Genomic DNA, 25298 nt, shown 5'->3' with positions numbered 1-25298 from the left:
GGTGCCTACCGATCGCGGCTGCGCGAACTGGATCGATCACTACTGGAGCGTGATCGACTGGATTGACCGAGCAGGATCTGTTGCAGCACCGTTTCCAGCACTTCGCTGTTACTGGGCGTGATGACTTCGATCGTTTGTTCGCCGCGGCGATCAATTGATTTAGCCAGTGCTTCGACTTCGGCGAACAGTTGCTGGGGGGCGGTGACGATCAGCGAGTTACTGGGTTCGTGCACGGCCAGCGTCATCTTGGGTTCCATGTCCCGCGCTTTTTGTGACGCGGGTTTGCTAGTCGCTTTCTTGCTGTCCGATTTTTTGTCTTTGGATCGGTCATCATCATCGTCATTGCTGCGGCGTTCGTCGCCCCGCGCCGCGGTGGTTCCACCAGCTGTGCCGCCGCTGACGGTCGCCGCCGCAACCCGCCCGGCAAAGGCTTGTCGCAGGGCCGCTTCGACCACGCTGGCTTTGGTGTTTTGCAGTTCAATGATGTTGGTCGTGCCGTAGGTTTCGACCGCGGTGATACTGCTGTCTTTTTCAATGATTCGCAAATAGCTTTCAATCAATTGGATGTCGTCACTGGTCCCTTGAACGATCAATCGATTCAGGCGTGAATCGGCGACCACGGTCGCAGTGCCGGTGATCAACGTCGTGGTGCCTTCGCGGTTGGTGACCAAACTGCCGAGGAAGGAACTGGTCGAGGACGAGATCGATGCATTGACCAGCGAATCACTGACGCTGCTGACCGCTTCACCGCCGTCGAGCAATTCAGCCAGCATGCGAATCGCTTCGTCGGGCCGAGTGAATTTCAGGTAGTAAACGACCGGCTCGGTGGGGGTGGAATTGCCGAGCCCGGCCAGCGTTTCCAAGTGGTCTTGGAATCGATCCAGCGCACCGGTGTCTTCACATTGCAGCAACAGACCACGGGTTGTCAGTTGACACTCGATCGCCGGTTCGGTGGTGTCCGGTGCAGGAGAGTCCAGCAAGCGGCCTCGATCCGAAATCGACACGAATTGGCTGGGCGTGGGGCCCGCGATTGCGTCGATCAATTCCTCGGTGCCACTGACGGGGGCTGGCGAATCGCTGTGCACGACGCGTTCGCGCTGTTTGGCCGCCTGGGCGTTTTCCGATTCAAACAAAATGATCGGGTTGGGCAACGGCCAATAGCGAGCCGCTAGTTCCAGAGACTGTTGTGCATGGGCGCCCGATAGCTGCAGCACTCGAATCCGCTCGTTCGATCCACGGCCACCACGTTTCTGGTCTAAACCGGCGACGATCGTTTTGATCTCTTCGATTTGCGAGGGCTTGCCGCGAACGAACAGACGGCGGTTGGCCGGATCGGCATCGATCTTCGGCGCTTGTGCTCGTGATTCATCATCGTCATCGTCGTCATATTCGCTGCCCAAATCCAACATCTGTTCGATCAGTCCGATCGCGACATAAGGGTCGACCGTTTGCAACGAAATGACTTCGAACGCCGATGCATCGGCGGCTAGCTTGGCGACGGTCTGGGCAATTTCTTCTTGGACCTTCTCTGGCGCCAAAGCAACGATTGTGCCGGCCGTTTCATCTTTCGAAATTCGTACGTCTTTGCCAACGAGCAATGTTTGCAAGACGTCGTAGGCCAGATCCACGTTGCCGCCGCTGACCTGATGGGTTTGCAGTTTTGCATCGGTTTGTTCATCGGTGATCGACGGAACCGGAACATCAATCGACTCGACCAGTCGTTCGATCAACAACACCTTGTCTTCGATGCCGGTCGCAAAAATGTATTTGCCTTTCATGTCAGACGACAAACTGACATCGATACCGATCATTTCACCGGTGGCTAGACCCAGGTGGGGACGGGCCACGACCAACACGTCTTCGGCTTCGACATGCTCGAGTGCAAACGATTTGACGATTGTTCCATTGTCTAGTTTCGACGGTTCAAACGAATCCAGAATTGCTTTGACATTCTTCAGTTTGCCGACGGTGTCGGTGATCATCAATTGATTGGTCTTGTTGAACACCGCCGGCGTCATCATCAACTTGATCGCCGAGAGTTCTTCCATCGCGTCCTCGGCCGCCAGCGCGCCAAGTGGGAACAAGCATTTCACAACATCGTGATTCTTGCGATCTTGCAAATCATCCACGTCAACCAGTTCTGCCAGCGCGTCCAATTGTTGCAAGCTGCGGGGATCGCTGAGATTGATCACCGACAATAGGTTTCCGCTACGCACCAACGTGAAACCTTGGGGCAACAGAAACAGATTGATCCGATCGATAGCCCCTTGGTGTGTGAACGTGTCCGGATCGCTGTAGGTGAAACTGCCCGAGGGGATCGCATCGACATGCAGCGCCAAATGAGCTTCGTCGGCGATCCAATTGATCACCTCGCGCCAGGGCACGCCAGTGAATGAAAACCGCACGACGTCCGGGGCGTCAACTTCCGGAGCATCGCCATCGCTTGACTGACCGCCGCTTGACTGGATCGTCGGTTGAGCGGTCGGCGTGGGTTGGACCTGTGGTGTTGGAGCAGCCGGCGGCGTCGGGGCAGCGGGCAACTCTTGTGCGGTTGATTGTGCAGGTCTGATGACCAGACCCAACACGCAGATCAGGATTGCTGGGCCAACGCAGCGCTGGAGCGCTAGGCTGTGGCGGTGCCGTGAGCCATTCATTCGGCAACTCGTTGTCGTTGAAAGCGCCGCGTCAGACGACGTGGCACTTGAAGGTGGGGGAGGGCGGGGGGCGGAAGCTCGATTTCAAGCTCCGCGGCAGGCAAAGTCACTGTAAAGACTACTGTAGATGACAGTGAAGTCAATCTTGATGTGACCGGTTGCGGCTCCTTTGGGTGGTTCCGGTGTGTTCGGAAGGGGGTGTTTGGTTTCTGTCCCAAGCCATTCGCGGTTTGCGATTGGCACACAATCTGTTGGGGTCTGGGCAGTGAATTGCTCTGCGGTGCTGGAAATCTGGAGGTTTGTTGGTAACCCGACGCGTGAGTCTTGAAGCCAGCGTTTTAGCAATTCACTCTCCCGCCCCGCGGGAGAGTCGCATGCACTCAGGTCCCANNCGGCAGGAACCCCGGGGGAACTCGCTACGTTCACAAGACCTGCGATCGGGGCATCATGTGCGAAGATTGCAACGAACTGCTGTTGTCGCTTTGGTCGTTGGTACAGCTGCCGTTTCGGTTAGCTGGTGAATTTCAGCAGCAACCAATCACCGAGCCTGGGGAGGGCGTTTCCGACTACGATCAGCAGCCGTAAATAGCCGGGCAAAATCACATCGGGTTTCCTGTTCCGCGCGCAATTCAAGACGGCGGTGGCGACGCGTTGAGGTTCGATGCCTTTGACTTTGGTGCCGCCGCCGGGCTGGGAAGCCTTGCCGGGCAATGCCGAATTGCCCGTTTGGTGTTGGTAGCGGGTTCCGGCGTCATCGCGGCGGATCGGCCCGGGGCTGACCAATCCCACGTGCACGCCTTTGTCACGCCATTCCAACCGCATTTGCTGGGTCAGTCCGGTCAGTGCATGTTTGGCGGTGTTGTAGCCGCCCAGATAGCGCGCGCCGACTTTGCCGGCCAGGGACCCGATGTTGACGATACTACCACGACTCGATTCCAGCATCGGCAGCATGGCTTGGCAGCAGAGCAGGGTGGCGACCACGTTTTGGTCGATCAATTCATGCACACGTGCGGCTGTCAGTTCGCCAACGAGTCCACGATCGCTGACACCGATGCAGTTGACCAGCACATCCAATCGACCGCAGCGCTGGCCGACGGCCTGTGCGATTTGTTGGCAATCGTCGCGGTTGGTCATGTCGCCGACCAGCGTGATGGCGGTGGCGTTGTGCTGTTGCCGCAGTTGTTCCACCGCGTCGTCCAAGCGGTCTTGGGATCGTCCGACGATGATCACGCGATAGCCGGCTTGGGCAAAGGTCGCGGCAACCACCAATCCCAGTCCCGCCGATCCGCCAGGGATCAGCGCGGTCGGTTGGTCACGAGTCGATTGATCAGGGGGTGATTGAGGCGGCAATTCAGTCGTGGAGGCGTTCGAGTTTGTGATATCAGACAACAGGGTAGAGCAGGGGAGGGAAGGGCAGGGCAGCAATGTCATTGGGACCAAGCGGTGGCAATTGTAACCGTCGGGCGCCACCAATGGCTTGGCCAGATTGATCGGGTGATTTTGAAGCGGGACTATGAGTGGGTACGGAAGAAGTCGCTTTTATGATTCAGGTTGTGATTTTTGTGAAAGATCAGCCGCGTGAAGGGGATCTTTGACACAATCCGCCAGCCGCATCGCGGCTTTGCCGCGCAAGTGAAACAGCGCGGTAGTGTGAAGATCGCAAGCACAAGCCCGGATCTAGCGGTGCTCTACAGCGAGCTTTCTTTGCAGAATGGCTGTTGAACGCTACAACCTGGGCAGTTTTAGAATCGAATCGACTCCCCACTCGTGTCAATCCTCCATGGCTCGTCCGTCGCTGCAAAATTCCTGTACCAAAATCATTGCCACTGTCGGTCCGGCTTGTGACACGGCCGAGAAGTTGGCTGAATTGATCGAAGCGGGTGTGGACGTGTTTCGCATCAACACGGCTCACGGCAAGATACCCGATCACGATCAGAAGCTGACCGCGATTCGCCAGGCCGGCGAGATCACGGGCAAGCAGGTGGGCGTCCTTTTGGATCTCGCCGGACCCAAGATTCGACTGGGTGAATTGCGATGCGATCCGTTGCAATGCAATGTGGGCATGACATTAACGTTTATCCGTGACGGCCAGCCGGAAGCGGATGATGAAGTCACGGCCAGCTATCCCAAATTGATCGACGAACTACAGCCGGGCAATCGTGTGATGTTGGCCGATGGGCTGGTTTCATTAACCGTCGAATCGGTGACCAAGAACCGCGCGGTCTGTCGTGTGACCGCTGCGGGCGAAGTTCGCAGTCGTCAAGGCATCAATCTACCCGGCGTCAAATTGTCAGTGTCTGCGTTGCAGCGTGGCGACATCGAAAATGCGATGTGGGCAGCGGACCATGAAATTGACTTCATCAGTTTGTCGTTTGTTCGTACCGCCGAAGATGTCTATTCGCTCAAGAGTGTGTTGTCGGCGCATGAATGCGACGCCCTGGTGATTGCAAAAATCGAAAAGCCCGAGGCGATGGTCAATCTGGAAGAGATTGTTGACGCGGCCGACGGAATCATGGTGGCTCGCGGCGACTTAGGGGTCGAAATTGATGTTGCCGAAACGCCGATGGCGCAGAAACGGATCATCCAAGTTTGCAAAGACAAAATGAAACCGGTGATCGTCGCCACCCAGATGTTGGAGTCCATGCACCACAGCACACGACCGACGCGCGCCGAAGCGAGTGACGTTGCCAACGCTATTCTGGATGGTGCTGACGCCTGTATGTTGAGCGGCGAGACCGCGGTCGGGGACTATCCGGTCAAGGTGGTCGAGATGATGAGCCGTATCATGCACTTCACCGAAAAGTCGCTCAAGCATGATATGGCCGATCGCACCGTCACCAATCGCGTGCACCCGATCACCACCGCCGTCACCTACGCAGCGACCAATATTGCCGAGGCCATCGATGCGGCGTTAATCGTGATTGCAACCAAGAGTGGTGGGACGGCATGGGTCAAAAGCAAATCACGCAGCCGCATCCCAACGCTTGGAGCAAGTGACTGCAACGAAACGTTGCGAAGAATGAATTTGTTTTGGGGGATCAAACCGATCGCTGTCAAACAGATGGCCCAGCCGGCGATGATCCGTTCAGAGGTTTGTGATTGGGCCAAACAGAACGGATATCTAAAGGTGGGCGACCGAATCGTGTTTGTCAGTGGCAGCGGTGTGGTTGAAAAGGCTCACAATTCCGTCGTGGTCCACACCGTCGAGTAGGCCGATCAATGGAAGATCGACAATTGAAATCACTGGTCTGTGACATCATGCAGGCCGAGCGGGTCACCGAGACCGAATCGATTCAATCCCTGTGGAGCGGCTATGGCCAGATCCTGCGCATGGGACTGAAAGGATCGGCAGTTGCTTCGTCCGTGATCGTCAAACAGATCGCCCCGGTCGACGTCGGCATCCGCAACGCACGCGGTTGGTCCGGCCAGGTTTCGCACGATCGAAAACGGCGATCCTATCAGATCGAAATGAACTGGTATCAAACCTGGAGCCAGTGTTGCGGGTTGGGATGCCGGGTCCCGCATTGCTACCGAACGGAATCGGTGGATGGGCACCAGCTGTTTGTGCTGGAGGATCTCGATGCCAGCGGCTACGGACGACGACTGAGCCGGGTCAATGATCGTCAGTTAGCGGCGTGCTTGAAATGGCTGGCCAACTTTCATGGGTTGTTTTTGAACCAGACTCCCGGCGGACTTTGGCCGACAGGGACCTATTGGCATCTACAAACGCGGCCCGAGGAGTTTGCAGTGATGGCCGATGGACCGCTTAAACAGGCCGCACCGGCCATCGACCAGCGGTTGTCGGACTGTCGATTCAAAACCATTGTTCACGGTGATGCCAAAGTCGCCAATTTCTGTTTCGGCGATCACTGGGATGGATCCGCCGGTGATCAAGTTGCCGCTGTCGATTTCCAATACGTTGGCGGTGGCTGTGGGATCAAGGACGTGGCCTATTTTTTAGGGAGTTGCTTGTCGGACGACGAATGCCAACGCCGTGAACAGGAGTGTTTGGGGATTTATTTCGACCAACTGCGGCGCTGTGTCGACCCGATGATCGCAACCGATTTGGAACAGGAATGGCGGACGCTGTTCCCCTGGGCCTGGGCCGATTTTCACCGCTTCCTGTGTGGCTGGTGTGCGACCCATCCCAAACTGACCGCCTACAGTGGCCAGATGGTTGATCAAGTGATCGCGGAACTGGCCGCGACCGATTGAGAACGGATCATCGCTCCAGATCCAACAATTGGCCGTCGGCGCGATTGCCGTAGTATTGGAATAGCTGTGGGTCGATGCTGTGGGTGATGAAAATGATCGCGCCATCGGCCAGTGCAAAGTTGCCACCGCCTTGGTGATAGCTATCGAATCCGCCGACTTCCAATGCTCCAAGGTCTTGGTTGACGGCATCAACGTAGCCGCCGTCTTTGAATTCCCCCGTGTTTCGCAACGTTGCTCGGGTTCCGGTCAGCCAGCCCAGTCGGTCGGTGTCGCCCAAATGTTCGCCCATCATGATCGTGCTGGTCGTTCCATCGGTGATTTCGGCGAATCGGGTGGCACTGTTCAGGTAGAAAACCCCGTGGTTGTCAAAGTCGATCGGGGCTTCGACGTCGTTGTGACAACCGGCGTAGTCCGAGGTACCGACGACAGGGCGTTGGTCATGTCCAAAGCGGGTTGGATTGGAGGGGCAGCGGAAGGTTGGAATGTTGTAAGCCCGAACCTCGGCATTTTCGTCGCTGTAGGCGCTGGCGTCTAAGTCCAGCATTTCAAAGGCGCGTTGCTGTTCGATATATGGCAAGATGCGAGCCATCCAGCCGATCTGTTTGCCGCCATTGACTTCGTTGCGAATCGGACCGCTATCGTCGGTCACACCATCGGGCAAATGTTCCATCGTGAATTCGTAGTGGTGCGCCGACAGTGCGATTTGCACCATGTTGTTGCTGCACGACATCCGTCTGGCTGCCTCTCGTGCTGCTTGCACAGCCGGCAACAACAATCCAACTAGAATGCCAATGATCGCGATCACGACCAACAATTCAACCAGAGTAAACGCGTATCGTTTCATTTGATTTGACTCGACGAGTAGTGGTGGGAGAGGGTGGTGACGTGCGGCGAAGTGCCGATTCGAGCCGTCACCATGACTTGAGTGTTGTCAATCGAAATCGACACCGACGCTGGGACGGGTTGTCCGTGCAGCGACAATTCGGGTTGCCAGGTTTCGCCGTTGTATTCGCCGTCACGCTGGATTTGTTTTGCACTGCGCAGAATGCCGGCGTCGAGCAGGCGTTCGGTCTGCAGCAGTTGCAATCGCAGTTTGGTTTCCTGTCTGGCCGCGACCGCATCTTTGACCAGTAATCCGACCAGTGAGGCGACGATCATCAAACAGGCCAACACACAGACCATCAAACTGCCACGTCGGCGGTTTATACGTCGGCGTTGAACAGGTCGGCGGTGTCGAAGTCGTTGATTCATGATTCGATGTCCCCCGTTTGATGACGTAATCGCAATCCGATCGAGACCTTCATGGAACGCCAAATCGGAACTTCGGATTCGGCAAACGGCGTGATCGATTTGGCATCGAGTTTGATCTGTTGCTGCGATTCGACGTGTTGCAGGGTTAATTGCCGCGGAAGTTTCCAGTGATAGTTTTCTCGCCGCACGGGTGTGTCATCGGCAGCGGTTTCGACACGGGAAATCGATTGACCATTGATCTGATAGACGACCAAGTGTTCGTCGGCGGTCGTTAATTCCAGTGAATCGCTGTCACACACGGCTTGATCAGCCAGATGGATGTCCCCGCGCAATTGCCGACTGAGGTTGAAAAAGGTTTGGTCATCCATCCGTCGATGTCGGGCCGTCGTCGACCAGTCAAATGCGTGGTGCACCATCCCGACCGTTGTCATCATGATCGTGCTGCCGGCGGCCATCGCGATGGTTAATTCACGCAGCGTGAACCCGGGCCGACGCGATCGTCTGCTGCGAGTGATTACGGTGTTGTTCATGGGGCGTTCTCCTGCGTTTGTTCCGGTTCCGATCCGGCCGGCGTTGCTTCATCCGAATCAGTCTCCGATGAAGGTTCCGGCGGGGTCTCCGGTGGCGCGTCTGGCAGTGGATCAATCCAGGCGACCAAACGGACCGGCGGCGGATCGCCGATTCGCTGCCAATCGATTGAAAGTTGCAGCTGAGTTGATTGTTCGTGTTTGATGATCGTTGCCTGTAGGCTGGCATCGTGCAGCACGTCAGCGATTTCGTTGCTGACCTGCAACTGGTCGATCGCCAACTGACGTTGGGCCGCAGGCAGCGCGAGCAAACGGTCCAACTGGCCGGACAATTCGTCTGTGGCGATTTGGAAATGACGTGTCTGTTTCCAGATGCGTCCGGCGCGGACGACCATCGGTGCGGCGACAGAGATCAGGGCCAAAACCAGGACGCAGGCGACGACCGTTTCCAGCAGCACCACGCCGCGGGGCGCTGTGGTCCGCTGCTGTAGTGACCGGGCTGCTGATGGATGTGTTGTTGGATTCATCGCGTTAAGCAAGGGATTCGACCAGTTGTGTGAGTGTTTGCATGACGGCAATCACAATCCAGCCGACGAAGAATGACAACAAAATCACAGGGACGTGCTGAATGGTCCGTGCCCAGGTTTCGGATTTGGCATTGGCACGCTGGGCGGTTTGATCGGCCAACGTGCACAGCGTCCATTGACGCAGTTGTGGGTGACGGATCAGCCCCAGTTGTTCGCCTTGGTTCTTGCTGATCAGCCCTTGTTTGGACAATTGAAACCAGACGTCGTGATCGGACAGGCTGTCGGTGCGAGCTTGTAGCAGTCGTTGGCGGCAGTTGCGATCGGGATGGTATTGCGCGGCCGCGGTCAAGGTTGGTGCAACGGCTCGATCGATCCCACTGGGCAGCGCCAGCAGACGTAGCAAACCGGCGGATTGGTGCATTTTTCGTGTCGGCAGCAGTCTGGCCAGGGGGGAATTCCAAAACAATCGACGGACGTCCGCCGACAGGAACAAAAACAACAACCCCACACCGAGTGCGATGAAGATCGGCAGCCCGATGATCGCATCGTCACTTGCGGCGGCCAGTGCGAACATCAGTGGCGGGACTTCGAGCTCAAATTCCTCGAACATCTCCAAAACCGTCGGCACGATAAAGACCAAGCAGAAGACGGCGACCAGGATGGCAAAAAAGAAGGTCGCCACGACGTACATCAACGTCGTGCCCAAGATAGTGGCTCCATTTGATTCGTCAGAAGGTTCGTTCTTGGCCAGCAAGAACTCTAACGTTTCGCCCAACGTGCCAGTTTCTTGCCCACATTGAATGGCCAGCGTGTCGTCTGCGCTGAGCACGCCGGGAGTGTGCAGCAACGCCGCACCAAGTGAGCTTCCGGCCGCAATCCAACGTTTTAGATTTTGGAGTTTGCGGCCATAGACGCCCGGATACTCGGCAGACAAGTTGTCGATCACAGTTGCCAGATCCAGCTGTTGCGAGTGGGCAACGGCGATCATCCGCAACAGTGAATTCTGTTGACTGCGCAACGAGTTCTCGGCCAGACCGCTGGGCCAGACCCACTGCAGCAAACGTTGAACAGGGTTTGATTTGCTGATCATGAGGATAACGCGCTGACGAGGCTGACCATGGGGGCAAACAGCGAGATCACGATGAATGCGATGATGAATCCGACACCGACGATGGCCAGCTGGCCCAGGATGAACGTGCCCCAATCCTTGCGACGGATCGAGAGGTCGCGATAGTTGGCGGCCAGTTCACGCAGCATCGTCGTGTTCGCTGGAGAGCGGTCGTCGTTCTCTGTCGAATGGGATTGCGGATTCGTTGAAGGCAGCGCTGATGAATGCTGTGCCGGTGAATACAGCGCCATCAAGAAATTGGGTGGTAGAAATGCGGCGGCGCGAGTGCGTCGAAGTTGGCTGGGATCCTGCATCGCTTGGATCGCCAAGTCCGCTAGTACGGAGCGCAGGGTGGGTGTTGCGGTGGATTCCGCGCTGATCCGTAGTGCCCTTTCCAGCGGTACCCCTTCGTCGCTGAGTTCGGCCAACTGCAACGCGGCTTTCGCGAGTGATTGCCGCGCCGCAAAGCGGTTCAGTGAATCGCCGAACAGTTGTTGTTTGATTGGATTGTCGCTGATCCAAAACCACAGCAATCCGGCGACCAGCGCGCTGGCCAACAGCACCAGCAGTGCCGCAGCAATCGGATGGCCGGTGACCAGTCGGGACAGGTTGATCAGGGCGACGGTCTGGGGAGGCAGCTTGAATGCGAATTCTTGGTACATCTCGTCAAACGGCGGTACCAGCAGCGCGCAGGCGACCAACACCATGGCCGCCGCGATTGCGACCAAGATGACCGGATAGGCGATCGCACGGATCCGTTTACGCTGGATGTTGTGCTGGAACGCCGATTGTTCCAAGATCGCCGTCAATGCATCGGTGGTCGCCGCTGACGATTGCAAGGTCAGCAACCAACAGTGTCGCGGAAATCGGGCTGCGATCTGATCCGCGGGGACTTTGTTTTCGACCGCAGCGGCCAATTTCAGCAGGGTGTTTCGGGTCGACGAACGCGGCATTTCTTCGGCAATGCTGCGCAGTTGAATCGGCAGGTCGGGACGCTCGCTGCGGACTTGGTCGATCCGTTGATAAAGCGCTTGCATGGGGACGGGGAATGTCATTGACTACGACCCCGGCACGGATTGAATGTTCGTTAAGACTTCCACCCATGGCAAAAACATTGCCAATGCGTAGCCGAGCACCAATGTGGCGGCGACCAGCAAACCGAGCAGCGCCGGGACTTTGGCAAAATAGGTGCGCCGTCGATCATCCGCCAAGAAGTGATAGAAGCCGGCCAGGCGACGCAGTGATCGAGGTGAACTCGCTGGGCTGCCGTGCATGACCAAATTCCTGGCGACCGCGCGAACCGGCGAGGGTGGTTTGACGCTATTGCCGACCAGCGTCAGTGCCTGATCGCGATCAACCCCCGATCCGACCAATGCCGCCAAACGTCGACTTTGTGATTCATCCACCAACCACTGCGAGTACAAACGGCTGCCGGGAAATCGTTGGCGTAGATAGGATTTGACAAACCGATGCCACAGCATCGTCAGCAACAGCATCGCGATCGGAAAGCCAACGATCCAGTAGGGCATCGCGTCGCGCACTGCGATCAACCAGCCGGTGGCACCGGTCGGGGCAACGCCTTCTTGGATGTATTGATTCTCGATATGTGGCAGCGTGAAGAGGCACAAAAAGATCATGCCCAGGTAGGCCAGGCCGGCGACGACCAGCGGTTCGGTGATCGCTTGGCGGAACGGGTTTGCCGCCGATTCTCGCTCCAGATCCGGGTCGGCGACCGATTGGAACAATGGCGTCGGATCGTCAGCGATCAATAACATCCGCGCGAACGTTTGATACCGCTGGGGCAAGTCATGTCGGGCCAGCAGTTCATCGACGGACACTGCGGAATCCACGTCGCTGGCAAGTTGTTGATTGATTTGCTGCAGCCGATTTGTCGGCTGGGGGCCCAGGCCCATGTCCAGCGGGATCTGCAATCGCAGGATGGCGATCGCCTGCTGGTTCAGATCAATCAGTCGCGCGGCGAGAGAATCGGGCATAAAGTGGCTTGCGATGCACGGACGAGTCGTTCAGTGAGCAAGCGAGGGATGCGCCGGCGCGGCGGATTTGTCTAAAAATATTTATTAGCGGCCGCGGAGTCGAGAATCTGCGATCTCTCAGCCAGACCCATCGTGTGGTCGACGCCTGGCTGAGAGAGAGCTGTTTTGCGCTGAATCCGTGGTCTATTCGACCGGAACCAGTCGGCTGGTTTTGCCCAACAACCCGTTGGCGGCCGAAGCGCTGTGATCCAGCAGGAACGGGCCGACGGTGCGGTCGAAGTGGTGTAGCAGCACCGTGGATGCGTCCGGTTCGAAGCGTTTTTGCGGTTCGAAATCGTTGCTGTAGCGGGCACTGCTGGAGAGCCGGAATTCATCAAGTTGTCCAGCAAACGAACGCGTCGGTGCGCCGCTGCCATCGGGGTCGGCACCCAGGAACAGCGGCAACGAATTGCCTTTGCGTTTGCCCCGGGCCGGTTTGGAGTCGATTTTTTTGCCGTTGATGTACAGCGCGACTTGCTCGCCGTCGAAAACGCCGGCCAGATGCGACCATTCGTTTTCTGGCAGCGCGTCCTGAGCCACCGCACTGACGTACTTGCCACCGACATAGACGCTGAACCGGACCACACCGTGATCGGCAAAGAATGCGTACTCGGAGGTTTGCGTTTTGGCGATGATCGCATCGTTGTCTTCGGCGACCTGTGGCTTGAACCAAGTTTCCAGGGTGAATGCGCCGGGCGGCAATTGAAACGAATCGCTTTCGATGGCGACAGCGGACGCTTCATCGCTGATCAGCAGGGCGTGGTTGGTGGCGCTGCGGAAGTAGTCGGCGGGGACTTCGCTTAATCGCAATCCGATCGGATGTTCGGTCGGTGGCAATTCGATCGCACCGGACTGACCCAAGTAACGTGTGGCCACGGTGACCGCAGGCAGGGTCATGTTGTGGCTGGATTCACTGTCGCGTTGCAACAGGAATTCCAGCGTTGTTTTTTCACCCGGTTCCAGTGTCAAGTGTTGATGATCGAGCGTCGATTTCCATTCGTTCATCAAGCTGTTGACCGACAGAAACAGCGTCATTTCGACCGGTCGCGAGGCGGGGTTTTCGAGTTCCAGTTGGATTTCGCCGGCCGCCGAACCATCGACCGATAACAGGATGTTTTCGGACAACTGCTTGGGGCGGATCGATTTTGCTTTTTCGACTTCGGCCAAGAACTCAGGTGTGAACTGCTTGGGATCAAACACGGCACCGACCGGCAACGCGGCCACGGTGATTCGTTCCGGGCGGACGGTGACGACGTTGAAGTGGTGCAGGTGTCCGGCGTCGGGGATCGGCGTGTCGTTGGGAATGTGGCCGCCGGTGGTGGCCAAAGCAAAGTATTCGATGCCGTCTTGGTTACCGTCATAACGCATCCGATGGATGTGTCCGGCAAACACTGCCGAGACGTTGCCGGCATTCTTCAGTCGATCATGGACTTCGGTCCAGTTCGATCCGGTGTAGCCACCGCCGATCCAGCGCGGGTGATGAAGGAACACAAATACGTGGTCTTGATCGGCAAGGTCTTTCAAGGATTGGTGCAAGAAATCCAACTGTTTTTGACTCATCTGCTGCAGCGCGCCGACGTTGAACCCTTTCAAGTTCGTTTTCGGATCGCCTTCATCACTAAATAGAACGATGAAGCCGGCGTTTTTGTGGCGAAACGAATACCACAGCGGACCGAAGTTGGCTTCATAGTTCGATTCGTGCTGTCCGGGAGGCGCGGCTTTCTTGCCACGCCAATAAACATCGTGGTTGCCGGCCACTGGAAACCAGCGCATCTTCAACCGGTTCATGATCTCTTTGTACTCGTCTGCCTGCGATAGCCATTCTTCGGTTTCGTTGTAACCTTGGACCAAATCGCCAACTGTCATCACCAAATCGGGATCCAACAAATTGGTGTCAACAACGGCTTGCTCTAGGACCTTTAGTCCGGCCGGAACACCACCGGTTCGATCGCCATAGACGATGAACTGAAACGCGTCCTCGTCCACCGCCGGCGCGATGACTTTGGCGCCACTGCGCGAGGTCATGACGGGCGGGTTCGCTGGTTCGCCGGATTTGGCATGCTCATGGCCTTCGTGGGCGTCCAGCGTGGGAGCGAAAGGGAGCGTTGACGCACTCGTCAGACACAGCAGCAGTGCAAAACGGAAGATTGGTTTCATCGAATCGGCGGGCGGTCGTAGGTGGGGACGGAGAGACGTGTGACGATCGAGCAACAGACCTGTTCAGCTGACTGTGCGTCGGTCGCGATTCGGTCCCCACTCTAATTGCCCAGCCGAATCGGCGCAAGTCGTGCGCCCAAGGGTTCATCAAAACCACATCTTTCAAAGATTCATGTGGCTGCTTGCAATCACAGTTCGGCGGAGTCGTTGCTGGACGGTCGTTCTTCCAGCTCGATGGTGTCCATGACTTGGTAGGTCGGACCGGATTTGTCCAGGAAACTTGCCATCAGACAGACTTCGTCGACGATCATTTGGCCGAGTTCGATGTCTTTCATTTCTTCCAATGCCGCGACGATCTGACTGTCGGCGCGGCGCGAATTGCTGCGGGTGCGACCCAGGGTCAGGTGGGGTGTGTAATCGCGTGGTTCCGGTTTGAACCCCAGTTCGGCTAGCTGTTTTTCCAAGCCCATGGCAAGTCGGACGAGGCTGCCGGTGGGGTCAGCGACACCGGCGTACAGGATGCGTGGACGATCGGATGTGGGAAAGCCACCGGTGCCGGCGAAACTCAGTTCAAAGGGCTCGAGCGAGTCAGTGATTTTGCGAATCGCTTTGCAAACGGCGGGAACTTCCACATTGTCAACTTCGCCCAAGAATTTCAGCGTCAGGTGAAAGTTGTCCAGGGGCACCCATTTGACACCGCTATCGAGCGGTTTGAGCCGTTTGATGATCTTGCCGGCTGCCGACGTGACGGCGGCGGGAACGGGGATCGAAATAAAAGACCGGATCGTTTGCATGAACTTAATGCGCTAGACTGTGGCGATGAATACATTGTCGATGGATACATTTTCTCCGCCACCTTTTCTACCCGATCGCTTGATTCGCGGGGGGCATCTGCAAACGATCGCGTCGCTAGGCGTGACCGACCGGGCACTTGAGCCGACAGATCGCCACATCGTCCGATTGCCAGATGGCGATGCCATTGTGTTGCATGAGAACAGACCCGTCGATGGCGGTGGTTCGTTTTCGTCGCCGCCGTCGAATCGGTCGATGGTGTTGTTTCATGGGTTAAGCGGCTGTCACGGGTCGCCTTATATGATTCGGATCGCGAATCGATTGGTCCGCTCGAACTGGACCGTGTACCGGGTCGACATGCGGGGATGTGGGGCGGCCCGCGACCTGGCCAGCGGGCTCAGCCATGCCGGCCGCAGCGAAGACGTGTATGCGGCGTTGGATTTTGTGGCGCGGCGAAATCCACATTCGCGATTGTCCGCCGCCGGTGTCTCGCTGGGGGGCAACCAACTCTTGCGATTTGCCGGTCGGATCGGTGCCGGATTGGATGCCCGACCGCATTGGTGGGACCAAATGGCGAAGCTTGCTGTGGTCGCCCCGCCGATCGATTTGGTCCGCTGCAGCGAGAATATGCAGCGTTTTTCGCGGCGGATCTACAATTATTACTTCATTCGCACGCTGTTCGATCGGATCGCCCCGGGCGTTCGCCGGCACGCTGTGTTTCAGCAAGCGGCATTGCAGGGCCGGCCCAAAACACTGTTTGAATTGGACGACCGGATCACGGCGCCGATCAGCGGTTTTGCCGACGCACCGCAGTATTATCGAGATTGTGGCGCGATCGCAGTGGCCGGCAGCAATCAGATTCCGACCCTGGTATTGGCCGCCAAAGACGACCCAATCGTACCCATCGATTGTTTCGAGCGAGCCAAATGGCCCGACCAAACACAGCTTGTCGTCACCCGCGCTGGGGGCCATGCCGGATTCATTGCCCGAGGCCGAAGTCGATGGATGGACGATTGTCTAGTTGACTGGGCCAACCATTTTTGATTGGCGCACGCTGAATCGTGTAAACTGATTGCTGAATTTATCGGTTTTATTGGTTGATTCAGACGAGGGCTTCTCAATGGTTGGTGATTACCACGGCTGGGACCAGGAGGGAGACCACTGGCGTTTTGCGGATGTGGTCGGGCGTCCCAAAAATGAATCGGTCTTTGTGATCGATAACTTCGGCGCGGAGACGACTGCGCGACAGGCACTTTCGGCCATCATGTCGGCAATGGCCCAATTTCAAGGCCGAATTCAAGTGGTGCAGACCGACAGTAACACCCGATTGATTCAAAAGTTGAAGGAAGCGTCGCTGCTGCGCGTTGCCGAAATCAAAGTCGGCGATGTGCATCAATGGGGTGTCTTGGGGGTGCAAACCAAACAAAAGCCCAAGAAACGTTTCAAGTGGAAATTTTGGGCGTCATGATCTGTGTGTGAGAACAAACATTGGATAGGACCAGACACCGCCGAAGTGATTCAGCGCGACCGCAACGCGGTGCGCTGCCGATTGCGCTGACCGGTGCGACCGCGGTCGCACTGATCACCTATGGCGTGTGTTTCCAATTGCAATCGCCCTCGTCACCACCGTTTGCTGGTTCGCCGATGGATGCGTCAGACACCGAGATGCTGCAAACAGGGGGTCTGGATTCGGTGGCTCTGGATTCGGCCACGGCTGACCGGGTCGCTCGGGCCCATTTCTACGACATAGCTGTCGTCCCGTTGATCGCCCAGCTTGATGATCAGAACCGTGCTGCAGCCGATCGTTGTGTGCTGCGTTTAAAAGATGTACTGGCCGGTTATCACCGCGGCGTCGACCACTTTGTCAGTGACATGACCAGCATCACCACGCGGTTGGGTGTGATCAAACGGATGCCTGGCGGCTGGTGGGCCAGCGACGACCGTGTCGCGGCCTATGTGCAGGACAAGTTTGAAACCCATTTGTTTTCACAACAGAAGCTGGTGGATGATGTATCGGCCGCGCTGGTTCAGTTTCGCACCGACGTCAATGCCAATCAAAACCGGATGTTGACCCAGGTCCAGGCGGCGTTGTCCACCGCCGACCTGACCGGTGTTCAGCTGTCGCACCAGGAATCGTTCTTTCAACAGCGCGCCGGCAGCTTGGGTGACTATGCCGCCGACCAGGGCACCCATAGTGTCGAAAACATGCTCGGTGCGTTTGTGTTGGGCGAGGTCGGCGCGTTCGCCGGTCGTTCCATTGTCGGCGGATTGCTGGTTCGATTTGCCCCTTCGATCGCGATCGGTTCGGCGGCCGGAGCCAGCGCGACGGTGGGGGCATCCGCGACGGGTGCGGGTGGCGGATCGTTGGGTGGTCCGGTCGGTGCAGTGGTCGGGTTTGGCGCCGGGCTGGCCATCGGATTGGTGATTGACTGGTGGATGACCGATCGCTTCGAAGCCGAATTGGGCGGTCAGTTGCACACCTATTTGGATGACTTGCAAGCGGCTCTGATCGCCGGAAACGAGCCGAAGGCTCAATCTGGTGCCGCGCCGTTGGAAGACGTCGGGCTGGCGGTCGCACTCCCGCGTGTTTGTGACCAATTGGCCAAGTCCTATCGTGATCGTTTCTATCATCAAATCGTTGACGGAGAATCGTCGTGAAGTTGTTTTCCAGTCGTAACCGCCTCGCCGTCCCAGTAATCACAGCGGTGCTGTGCGCAGCGTTGCTTGCCGTGACAGCCAGTCGCGCTGTCGCCGTTCCGGCAGTGCTGTCGGGCACCGCGGTTGCCCGCGCGGTGATGAAATACTTTGGCAAAGAAGGCACCGAGCAGGCCACCGAGTTCTTGGCCAAACAGGGCGGCCGCGAAGTGGCCGAGCGGGTCGGCGCGGCAGCACTCCGAGAAGGTGGCCAGGAAGCCGCCGAACAGGTCACGCGGTTGACGGCCAAGTATGGACCAGAGGCGCTTTCGGCGCTCGACAACGCGCCCTCGTTGGGGCCGGTGTTACGCGCATTGGGAGAATTGCCGGAATCGCAAGTCGGGCCTGCGCTGGCGCGATTGTCGGCGGGCAGCGCCGGACGAGAGTTGGCCGAAACGGTCAGCCGTGTCGGATCGTCGGCGCTTCGCAGTGAGATGAAGCTGCCAGGCGTTGGCGGCATGTTGGTTCGCACCTTGGGTGACGACGGCGCCGCCCTGGCGACCAAGCTGACCAGCAAGCAGGCCGTTGCGGTCGGGCGCCATGCCGATGAACTGGCGGCGCTTCCCAGCACTCAGCGAGCCGGCGTGATGTCGCTGTTGCGACGTGACACCGAGCGAATGGTCAGTTTCATGGGGCGCTTTGCCGCCGACAACCCCGGCAAGACGCTGTTCACCGCGGCCACCACGACCATCATCTTGGCCGAGTCGGAGCGGATTTTAGGCGGCGACGAAATCGTTTTCGATGCCGAAGGCAATCCGATCGTGGTCAGCAAAGCAGGGATCGCCGGACGCACGATGAAGGCCGGTGGCGAAGCGATCGGACATGTGTCCGTCAACTACTTGCAGCCGTTGTTCTACACGGTCATTGCATTCATCGTTGCGTTCATGACGTTGTTCATGTTGCTGAAGCTGTGGCATACCCACCAACGCGAAAAACTGGTCACCGCGAATTTGCAATCCCCAGCGGAAACCATCGAGGGCTCCGTCGTGTCTCGTCAGAAAGCTGATTGATTCAGATCATGTCGACAAATTCGTTTTAATGAAAGTGTGAGGGCGCGACCATGCGAGTCCAGCGAACTTCGATCATGTTGTGTGGCTTGGTGTGGGGCTGCACGCTGATCACAACTCGATTGCCGGCGCAGGATGCACAGGAAGCACCGGCGGCGATCGCGGATCAAGTGCATGCGTTCACGGACAAGGAAGTTGATCAGTATCGATTCTTTGATCGTTCTGGAAAAGAAATCTTCACGCGCGTTCCGCGATCGTTATTGCGGTGGTCCAAGGCGACCGAGCGGACTGCGTTTGGTGACACCTACTTGTGGATCGAAAAAGGCTGTGCCCGGGCGGTGGTTTCAATCTATGCGATTACGTCGCCACAAAAGATGATTTCTGCGGAGTGTCAATCGCTCTCGGATGCACCCTTCACGATGCGTCGCGGCGACGCCGTTGTCTGGTCACCTCAATCCGAGGGCGTTGATTTCAAGCCGCTGCCGGTGGCAGGCGTCCCGGCAACGACGCCGACCGCGCGTGGGGCACAAATGAACCGGATCGCACGAATGTTTCGCGCGGAATACTCGCCCCATACTTCCCCCGACGAAGTCAACCCGTTGCGTTTGCTGTCGCGTCCGTTGTACCGCTACCAAAGCAGTGATGACCAGGTGATCGACGGGGCGGTTTATGGGTTTGTCGATGCCACTGACCCGGAGATGCTGTTGGTGATTGAGGCTCGCCAGAGTGAGGGAAAAACAGCTTGGTATTATTCCCCCGCCCGGTCACGACATGATCCCATTCGGATCTATTTGAACAACGAGATTGTGTGGGACGTTCCCAGGTTGGCGCCACCGTGGGAGCAGATCAGAGACCCCAGCAGAACCTACTTCAATCTGCAACTGGAAAAGATTGTGGATCCCGAATGGTTCCATCTGATGACCGACGAGTGACTGCAGCACTGATGTTGTCGGCCGGTTGCAACCTGTCGGTGAGCGCTGGTGTGAAGGATTGATCCGACCGGATTGGATTCAGACGCGGTGGTGCTTGGTCGGATCAATCCTCCACACCAACGTGATTGATGGCGATTGACATTGGGATTCCGAGTTTGCTATGGCTGACGGAGCTACCATCCGCAGTCCTCGGCAAAATTCGCTCATGGAAAGCCGTTTCCAGACGTTCGTGTTCGTTGTCATGACGATTGGCGCAGGCGGCTGCGCGCTGCCAACCGGGATTTTGCGGTCTCGTTGGGCGATGGAAGATCCGGAGTACGCCGAAAAATATGCCGACGGTGCGGACAAAAGTGACTTGCTGGGCAAAGCCAAGCAGGCGGCTGATGCGAGATTTCAAAAAGACGCCAACGGCCTGTTCGTCTCCGGTGGTTATGCCCAACGCAGCGACGCTGACCACGGGCTGTTGTCGGTTGATGTCGGTGGCGAAGCCTATCTGACCAGCTATTTGACGGGCCGTGTTTCCTGGATGGGCATGGGCAACGGGGAAGACTGGTTCACCGGCGCCGATGCCGGTTTGCGATTGCAATCGCCGACGCGGTTGGCACCGTTTGTCGGACTGGGGGTGTTCGCCGGTGCTGCCGATGAAACCGTGGCCGCCGACGACGATTGGGAAGACAACGATGACGATGGATTCATCGATGAATACGGCGAAGAAGAAGAACGGTTTTCGGGTGCCCTGGCGGCAGTTTACCCCGAGCTTGGTGCGCATTTTTGGTGGACACCCACGGTGCGGCTAACCAGTTATGGTCGCTACATGGTGACGACCGAGGGAAGCGACGCCAACGACTGGCAATTTGGTGTCGGTCTGGCATGGTTTACCAATCCGTATTTCGAATAATGCCCTACAATGAGCGGTCATGACGTCTGTTTTCGATCGTCCCGCTCTCGCCCCTGCCAATGCTCGACCTGTTCCGACATCCGTTTTTCAGCCTGACCTGCCATGTCGTTTGGGTGCTGCTGCTGGCGGGCTGTTCACGCCAGGAACCGTCGGCGGCCGATCCGCAGAGCGGTGTTTCAGCAGCCAATGATTCGTCCAACGCTGATGCGGCGACGGGGCCGGCTGGGGAACACGATTCTGTTGTGACGACTGCCGAGTCATTGCCCGGCGGGTTTGTGGGCACCGCGACCTGCGCTGAATGTCATCCGGCGCGTTTTGACAGTTACAAACAAACCCATCACAGTCGCTCGCTGCACCTGCCGTCCGCCGACGATGGGCCGACCGGATTGGCGTTTCACCATCTGCCTAGTCATCGCAGTTACCAGGTCAAGCGAGTCGGCCAAGAAGTGGTTCACTGTGAAGATCGCTACTTCGGCGACTCACCGCAAACCGCTGACACGTTTCGGATCGCCGAACGGCCCGTCGAGTATGTGATGGGCAGCGGCGCGTTCGCCAAAGCTTACTTGGTCCGCGACGGGGACTATCTGTTGCAGTCCCCGGTGACTTGGTACACCGCCAAAGACGGCTATGCAATCGCGCCAGGTTATGACAATCCACGGCAGCGAGGATTCAACCGTGTGATCGACGATCGTTGCCTGTATTGCCACGCCGGGATCCTGTCACTGGAGAATGAGAATCCGAACACACCGACGATTCATGAATTGGCGATTGGGTGTGAACGATGTCACGGCCAGGGGGCGGAACATACCGCGATCTATCGCCAGGCCTCGCAACAGGGCGCCGACGCCGAGGTCGGTGATTCAAAAATCGTCAATCCGTCCAAACTTGATCGCCGTCGCAGCGAGTCGATCTGTGCGCAGTGCCATTTGGATTCGGATGTCGTCGTCCAAGCAGAGGGGCAAACCGTTTGGGATTTCCATCCCGGTGAGGAATTGGTTCACAACAGTTTGGCGTACAAAGCAATTGGAACCGGTCAGCCGCAAAAAACGTTCTCCAATCACTTTGATCAGATGTGGCAAAGCGAATGTTATCTGCAGAGCGAAACATTGAGTTGTGTGTCCTGTCATGATCCCCACGCTTCCCAGCCGCCGGCTGATCAACTGACTGCATTTCGCAAGGTTTGTTTGGACTGTCATGCCGACCAAGGTTGTTCGCAGCCGATTCACCAGCGTCAACAAACCAACGGCGATGCATGCACCGCATGCCATATGCCTCGTTCGCCCAGCGAGGTTCCGCATGCCAGTGTGACCAATCATCGCATCGCCATCTATTTAGACGACCCCTCGGTTGAACCCCTGGATGAATCTGATGTCGATGACGACGCAGCGATGCGACGCGTGGCGCTACAGCCGATTCCGTTAACCGATCAAGATCTGCAGCGCCGCGATGCGATCGCCGCAGCCAGTTGGTCGATCCTGAGATCCATCGAGGGAGATCCCGAACCGGTCCGCCAATTTGATGAATCTCGGTTGGTTGATTTGGTCAATGACAAGGATGCCGAATTGTTGGGGTTGTTGGCCGATGTGTATCGACGACGTGCCGATGCAAACAGCGTTGGCAATCCGAACGCGGTGGACCCTGTCCAACTGAAACGCGAGCGTGACCTGTCGCATTTTTATGCGGTCAAAGCATTGCGAGTGGAAACAGGTCCGAGCAAAATCCGCCAGGCCGCGCTGGAAACGTTGGCCGACAAGATGATGATCGACCAATCGTTTGATCAAGCGGTTCCACTGTACGAGGAACTGACTGGGATTCGCCGGGATGCGCGGGACTGGTACAACCTGGCATTGTGTTATTTTCCACTGCGTCAAATGGGGAAAACCGAAGCCGCATTGCGCGCTGCGATTGAGTTGGATCCGTCTTACGTCAAACCCTACGCGTCACTGGCGCGGCTGTACCAATCGGTTGATCCACAACTGGCCGCCCAGTTTCAACAACTCGCCCAACGCCTGTCGCAATAGTCCGGGGCAGCAAGTGAATGCACTGGTAACACGCTGAATCGTGAACGCCAACGGTGACTGATGAACGTCTACTGTGACGTGAGATTCCGCTGGTGGAACTTCATGATCGTTGCCCCTTGTTGCTCGTAGATTTCGACTGCCGAGTGGGGTACATCGGGAACGATCAGTGATTGATGTTGGATGCCGAGCTGTTTCAAGAATTGCATGTACTGCAAATTGTTTTCGTAGTTGAATCCTTTGGTGCCGACATAGACCATCAATTCCAATTCGGGTGCGTCCGGATCGGCGTCATAGGCTTGGGCCAGATCCCAGGTGTTGTCACCTTTGGCAAACCGCAACGACTCGGACTCAGCCGACTCCGGCGATTCGCTGATCTTTTTTTCAGTCGCATAGCCACCGCCGCCGGCAGCGACGCTGGAGAAGAGTTCCGGGTATCGCAGCGACAATCGCATCGTCGCCCGCCCGCCCTGGGAAAATCCTTCCAGTCCTCGTGCACTGCGGTCAGCGATGGTTCGATAGGTTGCATCAATATGCGGAATCAATTCTTTGATGAATACGTCGGCGCCCCGTGCATCGGGTTGACCAGGGATGCCGACACGATCGGGGACGTTGTAATGGCTGACCGGTCCCCCGTTGGGGAACACATAGATCATCGGCTCGATCGAATGTTCCTGTCGCAGGTGCACGATTTTCTCCGCCAGTTTGACGCTTTTGGTTTCGTCACCGGGGCGACCACCGTGCAGGTAGTAGACCACCGGGTAGCGATCACTCGACGCGTCGTAGCCGGCGGGCAGCAAGACCATGTAACCAACGTCTTGTCCGGCGATTTTGCTTGAGAACGTCTTCTGATGCAGATCGGCGAGCTCGTGTTTGGGCATCTGGTTGATCCAGGCAAACGGTTTGGGGAATCGCTTGCGTTTTTCGGTTGGCGACTTCAGTCGTGATTCCAGTTTCTCCGTCAGGTCGGTGACAGTTTGCTGTTTCGACGCCGCGATGTTTCTGGTTTCACCCGCTTCGTCACGGTGATCATACAGTTCGATGAATCCGTTCTTGTGTTTGACCAGTCGGTGGGTCGACGTTCGAATCGTGTCTGCGCCGGATTTGTAACTGATCGCCACATCACCCTCGGTTTCAGGATCGTTCAAAATCGGTTGTAGCGAAGCACCGTGTAAGAATTTTGGTTTGGGAACTTCGGCCAGTTCGCATAGGGTGGGGAACACGTCGATGGTCTCCACGACGGCATCCGATTTGGTTCCGGGGCGAGCAATTTTTGGGTGTCGGATGATCAACGGCGAACGGAGGGATTCTTCAAACAGGGCATGTTTGCCCCAGATCGCGTGTTCGCCGAGGTGCCAGCCGTGATCGCCCCACAGCACCACGATGGTGTTGTCAGATTGGCCGGACTGTTCCAGTTGCTGGAGAATGCGGCCGACCTGAGCGTCGGCATAGCTGACACAGGCGGCGTAGTGTTTGCGGACCGCCGTGGCGAACTCGGGATCATTGTTGGGGTCCTTGCCCCAGCGGTTGTACTTCATGAATTCGCCGGAGCGGTGCCAAGTCGTTTGACCGTCCGGTTTTTGTGGATGCGGGATCGCGGGAAGCCGAACATCGGTGTAGGGCGGCATGTAGTTCGCTGGGGCGCCAAATGGCAGGTGAGGTCGGATGATGCCAACGGCCAAAAAATAGGGTCGTTGATCATCACCACTCAACTGATCCAATTGCCGCAAGGCCTCGTCGGTGGTCAATCCGTCGGGATAGATCGTGTCGTCGCCCGGTGTGGATTGGAACACATCCATTTGCTTGGCATCGCTACGGATCTCGCCGTTGGCCAAGCCGTGCATCGCGCCACGTGGGTGCTGCCAGGGGCCGGTCGGCATCAAATGACGGTCCCAGGAATCAGGCATTTCGGGGATCGATTCATCGTCCCAATCCGCCCCGCCGCGTCCACCCGGGTGATGAGAAACCTTGCCCACCGATACCGTTGTGTAGCCATGCTTGCGAAACCAACCGGGCATGCTGAGCGGGACCGAATCCGGGTCCTTGTCAATTTGTTTGGCACGATCAAACAAGGCCCCGTTGCCCGCCGGTCCATACATCCCCGTCAGCAAGGCGTAACGTGATGCGCCACAGGTGGGTGCTTGCACGTAGTGCCGGTGAAAGGCGCGGCCGTCGGCAGCGAGCTGATCGATGTTCGGTGATTGGATATACGATTTGTCGAAACAGTTTAGTTCCGGCCGAAGGTCATCGATGCACAGCAGCAACACGTTCGGGCGATCGGCAGCGTGGGTCATCGACTTGCCGAACAAGGCCAGCATGACGCATAAGACGGTCAGTTTGCGCATTGTGTATCAAGAGCAGGTGGGAGGGGGAGAGAGCGGGCAAATGTGTTTTGACGTTGCGTTTTTCATCACAACCCGACGCGTCAGCGAGGGATTTAGGATGTTAACGGGATCCCTCGCTGAGGCGTCGGGTTACCAAAAAC

At 57.3% G+C, this 25298-nt stretch carries 21 protein-coding genes; 9 read left to right on the top strand and 12 right to left on the bottom strand.

What is annotated here, in order from left to right:
* Positions 1-5: 5 nt before the first annotated feature.
* The gene (locus NHH03_RS20920; protein WP_253159297.1) at positions 6-2654 is read right to left on the bottom strand and encodes a secretin N-terminal domain-containing protein; all 2649 of its coding nucleotides are present in this window, start codon (positions 2652-2654) and stop codon (positions 6-8) included.
* A 510-nt stretch (positions 2655-3164) separates the two neighbouring features.
* A complete protein-coding gene (locus NHH03_RS20915; RefSeq protein ID WP_253159295.1) occupies positions 3165-4043 on the bottom strand; it encodes an SDR family NAD(P)-dependent oxidoreductase in 879 nt (292 codons plus the stop codon).
* A gap of 391 nt (positions 4044-4434) precedes the next feature.
* On the opposite strand from NHH03_RS20915, the gene pyk reads away from it, so the two are divergent.
* The gene (pyk, locus tag NHH03_RS20910; protein ID WP_253159293.1) at positions 4435-5865 is read left to right on the top strand and encodes a pyruvate kinase; all 1431 of its coding nucleotides are present in this window, start codon (positions 4435-4437) and stop codon (positions 5863-5865) included.
* Positions 5866-5873: 8 nt separating this feature from the next.
* Complete coding sequence (locus NHH03_RS20905) at positions 5874-6869, top strand: ecdysteroid 22-kinase family protein (protein ID WP_253159291.1); 996 nt, start codon at positions 5874-5876, stop codon at positions 6867-6869.
* Between the two features lie 7 nt (positions 6870-6876).
* On the opposite strand, the gene NHH03_RS20900 is transcribed toward NHH03_RS20905, so the two are convergent.
* The 9 genes from NHH03_RS20900 to thpR all read right to left on the bottom strand — a co-directional run bounded on the left by NHH03_RS20900 (position 6877) and on the right by thpR (position 15266).
* Entirely contained in the window at positions 6877-7713 is an 837-nt protein-coding gene (locus NHH03_RS20900; RefSeq protein ID WP_253159289.1) for a DUF1559 domain-containing protein, read from the bottom strand.
* Positions 7710-8120 carry a hypothetical protein gene (locus NHH03_RS20895; RefSeq protein ID WP_253159287.1) on the bottom strand — a complete coding sequence of 137 codons (411 nt, stop codon included), beginning with the start codon at positions 8118-8120 and terminating at the stop codon, positions 7710-7712. The genes NHH03_RS20900 and NHH03_RS20895 overlap by 4 nt, the downstream gene beginning before the upstream one ends.
* Positions 8117-8650, bottom strand: a complete 534-nt coding sequence (locus tag NHH03_RS20890; RefSeq protein WP_253159285.1) for a hypothetical protein — start codon at positions 8648-8650, stop codon at positions 8117-8119. Before NHH03_RS20890 ends, NHH03_RS20895 begins: the two co-directional genes overlap by 4 nt.
* Entirely contained in the window at positions 8647-9174 is a 528-nt protein-coding gene (locus NHH03_RS20885) for a hypothetical protein (protein WP_253159282.1), read from the bottom strand. The genes NHH03_RS20890 and NHH03_RS20885 overlap by 4 nt, the downstream gene beginning before the upstream one ends.
* Before the next feature lie 4 nt (positions 9175-9178).
* Positions 9179-10264 carry a type II secretion system F family protein gene (locus tag NHH03_RS20880; protein WP_253159280.1) on the bottom strand — a complete coding sequence of 362 codons (1086 nt, stop codon included), beginning with the start codon at positions 10262-10264 and terminating at the stop codon, positions 9179-9181.
* The gene (locus NHH03_RS20875; protein WP_253159278.1) at positions 10261-11337 is read right to left on the bottom strand and encodes a hypothetical protein; all 1077 of its coding nucleotides are present in this window, start codon (positions 11335-11337) and stop codon (positions 10261-10263) included. The genes NHH03_RS20880 and NHH03_RS20875 overlap by 4 nt, the downstream gene beginning before the upstream one ends.
* A 3-nt stretch (positions 11338-11340) precedes the next feature.
* A complete protein-coding gene (locus NHH03_RS20870; protein WP_253159276.1) occupies positions 11341-12276 on the bottom strand; it encodes a hypothetical protein in 936 nt (311 codons plus the stop codon).
* Positions 12277-12459: 183 nt separating this feature from the next.
* A complete protein-coding gene (locus tag NHH03_RS20865) occupies positions 12460-14472 on the bottom strand; it encodes a LamG-like jellyroll fold domain-containing protein (protein WP_253159274.1) in 2013 nt (670 codons plus the stop codon).
* Between the two features lie 188 nt (positions 14473-14660).
* A complete protein-coding gene (gene thpR / locus NHH03_RS20860) occupies positions 14661-15266 on the bottom strand; it encodes an RNA 2',3'-cyclic phosphodiesterase (protein WP_253159272.1) in 606 nt (201 codons plus the stop codon).
* A 40-nt stretch (positions 15267-15306) separates the two neighbouring features.
* Between thpR and NHH03_RS20855 the strand changes: the two genes are divergently transcribed.
* The 7 genes from NHH03_RS20855 (at position 15307) to NHH03_RS20825 (ending at position 22816) form a co-directional block, all read left to right on the top strand.
* A complete protein-coding gene (locus NHH03_RS20855) occupies positions 15307-16308 on the top strand; it encodes a YheT family hydrolase (protein ID WP_253159270.1) in 1002 nt (333 codons plus the stop codon).
* A gap of 76 nt (positions 16309-16384) precedes the next feature.
* Entirely contained in the window at positions 16385-16732 is a 348-nt protein-coding gene (locus NHH03_RS20850) for a hypothetical protein (RefSeq protein ID WP_253159268.1), read from the top strand.
* Positions 16733-16752: 20 nt separating this feature from the next.
* A complete protein-coding gene (locus NHH03_RS20845) occupies positions 16753-17922 on the top strand; it encodes a hypothetical protein (RefSeq protein WP_253159267.1) in 1170 nt (389 codons plus the stop codon).
* Complete coding sequence (locus NHH03_RS20840) at positions 17919-18968, top strand: hypothetical protein (RefSeq protein ID WP_253159265.1); 1050 nt, start codon at positions 17919-17921, stop codon at positions 18966-18968. Before NHH03_RS20845 ends, NHH03_RS20840 begins: the two co-directional genes overlap by 4 nt.
* Positions 18969-19018: 50 nt before the next feature.
* A complete protein-coding gene (locus NHH03_RS20835) occupies positions 19019-19897 on the top strand; it encodes a hypothetical protein (protein ID WP_253159263.1) in 879 nt (292 codons plus the stop codon).
* A 205-nt stretch (positions 19898-20102) separates the two neighbouring features.
* On the top strand, positions 20103-20795 hold the full coding sequence (locus NHH03_RS20830) for a hypothetical protein (RefSeq protein ID WP_253159261.1): 693 nt from the start codon (positions 20103-20105) through the stop codon (positions 20793-20795).
* A 59-nt stretch (positions 20796-20854) separates the two neighbouring features.
* The gene (locus NHH03_RS20825) at positions 20855-22816 is read left to right on the top strand and encodes a cytochrome c3 family protein (RefSeq protein WP_253159260.1); all 1962 of its coding nucleotides are present in this window, start codon (positions 20855-20857) and stop codon (positions 22814-22816) included.
* Between the two features lie 68 nt (positions 22817-22884).
* On the opposite strand, the gene NHH03_RS28245 is transcribed toward NHH03_RS20825, so the two are convergent.
* Positions 22885-25158, bottom strand: a complete 2274-nt coding sequence (locus NHH03_RS28245; RefSeq protein ID WP_315861477.1) for a sulfatase-like hydrolase/transferase — start codon at positions 25156-25158, stop codon at positions 22885-22887.
* Between the last annotated feature and the right edge of the window lie 140 nt (positions 25159-25298).

Origin of the sequence: Stieleria tagensis, assembly GCF_024129865.1 — a bacterium.
Taxonomy (GTDB): Bacteria; Planctomycetota; Planctomycetia; order Pirellulales; family Pirellulaceae; genus Stieleria; species Stieleria tagensis.
This window is presented reverse-complemented; position numbering and strand designations above follow the sequence as displayed.

Coding starts and splice junctions, on each gene's coding strand:
- NHH03_RS28245 (WP_315861477.1), bottom strand. CDS start 25,158: ATGCGCAAACTGACCGTCTTATGCGTCATGCTGGCCTTGTTCGGCAAG.
- thpR (WP_253159272.1), bottom strand. CDS start 15,266: ATGCAAACGATCCGGTCTTTTATTTCGATCCCCGTTCCCGCCGCCGTC.
- NHH03_RS20870 (WP_253159276.1), bottom strand. CDS start 12,276: ATGCCCGATTCTCTCGCCGCGCGACTGATTGATCTGAACCAGCAGGCG.
- NHH03_RS20855 (WP_253159270.1), top strand. CDS start 15,307: ATGGATACATTTTCTCCGCCACCTTTTCTACCCGATCGCTTGATTCGC.
- pyk (WP_253159293.1), top strand. CDS start 4,435: ATGGCTCGTCCGTCGCTGCAAAATTCCTGTACCAAAATCATTGCCACT.
- NHH03_RS20905 (WP_253159291.1), top strand. CDS start 5,874: ATGGAAGATCGACAATTGAAATCACTGGTCTGTGACATCATGCAGGCC.
- NHH03_RS20830 (WP_253159261.1), top strand. CDS start 20,103: ATGGAAAGCCGTTTCCAGACGTTCGTGTTCGTTGTCATGACGATTGGC.
- NHH03_RS20885 (WP_253159282.1), bottom strand. CDS start 9,174: ATGAATCCAACAACACATCCATCAGCAGCCCGGTCACTACAGCAGCGG.
- NHH03_RS20865 (WP_253159274.1), bottom strand. CDS start 14,472: ATGAAACCAATCTTCCGTTTTGCACTGCTGCTGTGTCTGACGAGTGCG.
- NHH03_RS20900 (WP_253159289.1), bottom strand. CDS start 7,713: ATGAAACGATACGCGTTTACTCTGGTTGAATTGTTGGTCGTGATCGCG.
- NHH03_RS20825 (WP_253159260.1), top strand. CDS start 20,855: ATGCTCGACCTGTTCCGACATCCGTTTTTCAGCCTGACCTGCCATGTC.
- NHH03_RS20850 (WP_253159268.1), top strand. CDS start 16,385: ATGGTTGGTGATTACCACGGCTGGGACCAGGAGGGAGACCACTGGCGT.
- NHH03_RS20890 (WP_253159285.1), bottom strand. CDS start 8,650: ATGAACAACACCGTAATCACTCGCAGCAGACGATCGCGTCGGCCCGGG.
- NHH03_RS20895 (WP_253159287.1), bottom strand. CDS start 8,120: ATGAATCAACGACTTCGACACCGCCGACCTGTTCAACGCCGACGTATA.
- NHH03_RS20920 (WP_253159297.1), bottom strand. CDS start 2,654: ATGAATGGCTCACGGCACCGCCACAGCCTAGCGCTCCAGCGCTGCGTT.
- NHH03_RS20880 (WP_253159280.1), bottom strand. CDS start 10,264: ATGATCAGCAAATCAAACCCTGTTCAACGTTTGCTGCAGTGGGTCTGG.
- NHH03_RS20875 (WP_253159278.1), bottom strand. CDS start 11,337: ATGACATTCCCCGTCCCCATGCAAGCGCTTTATCAACGGATCGACCAA.
- NHH03_RS20835 (WP_253159263.1), top strand. CDS start 19,019: ATGCGAGTCCAGCGAACTTCGATCATGTTGTGTGGCTTGGTGTGGGGC.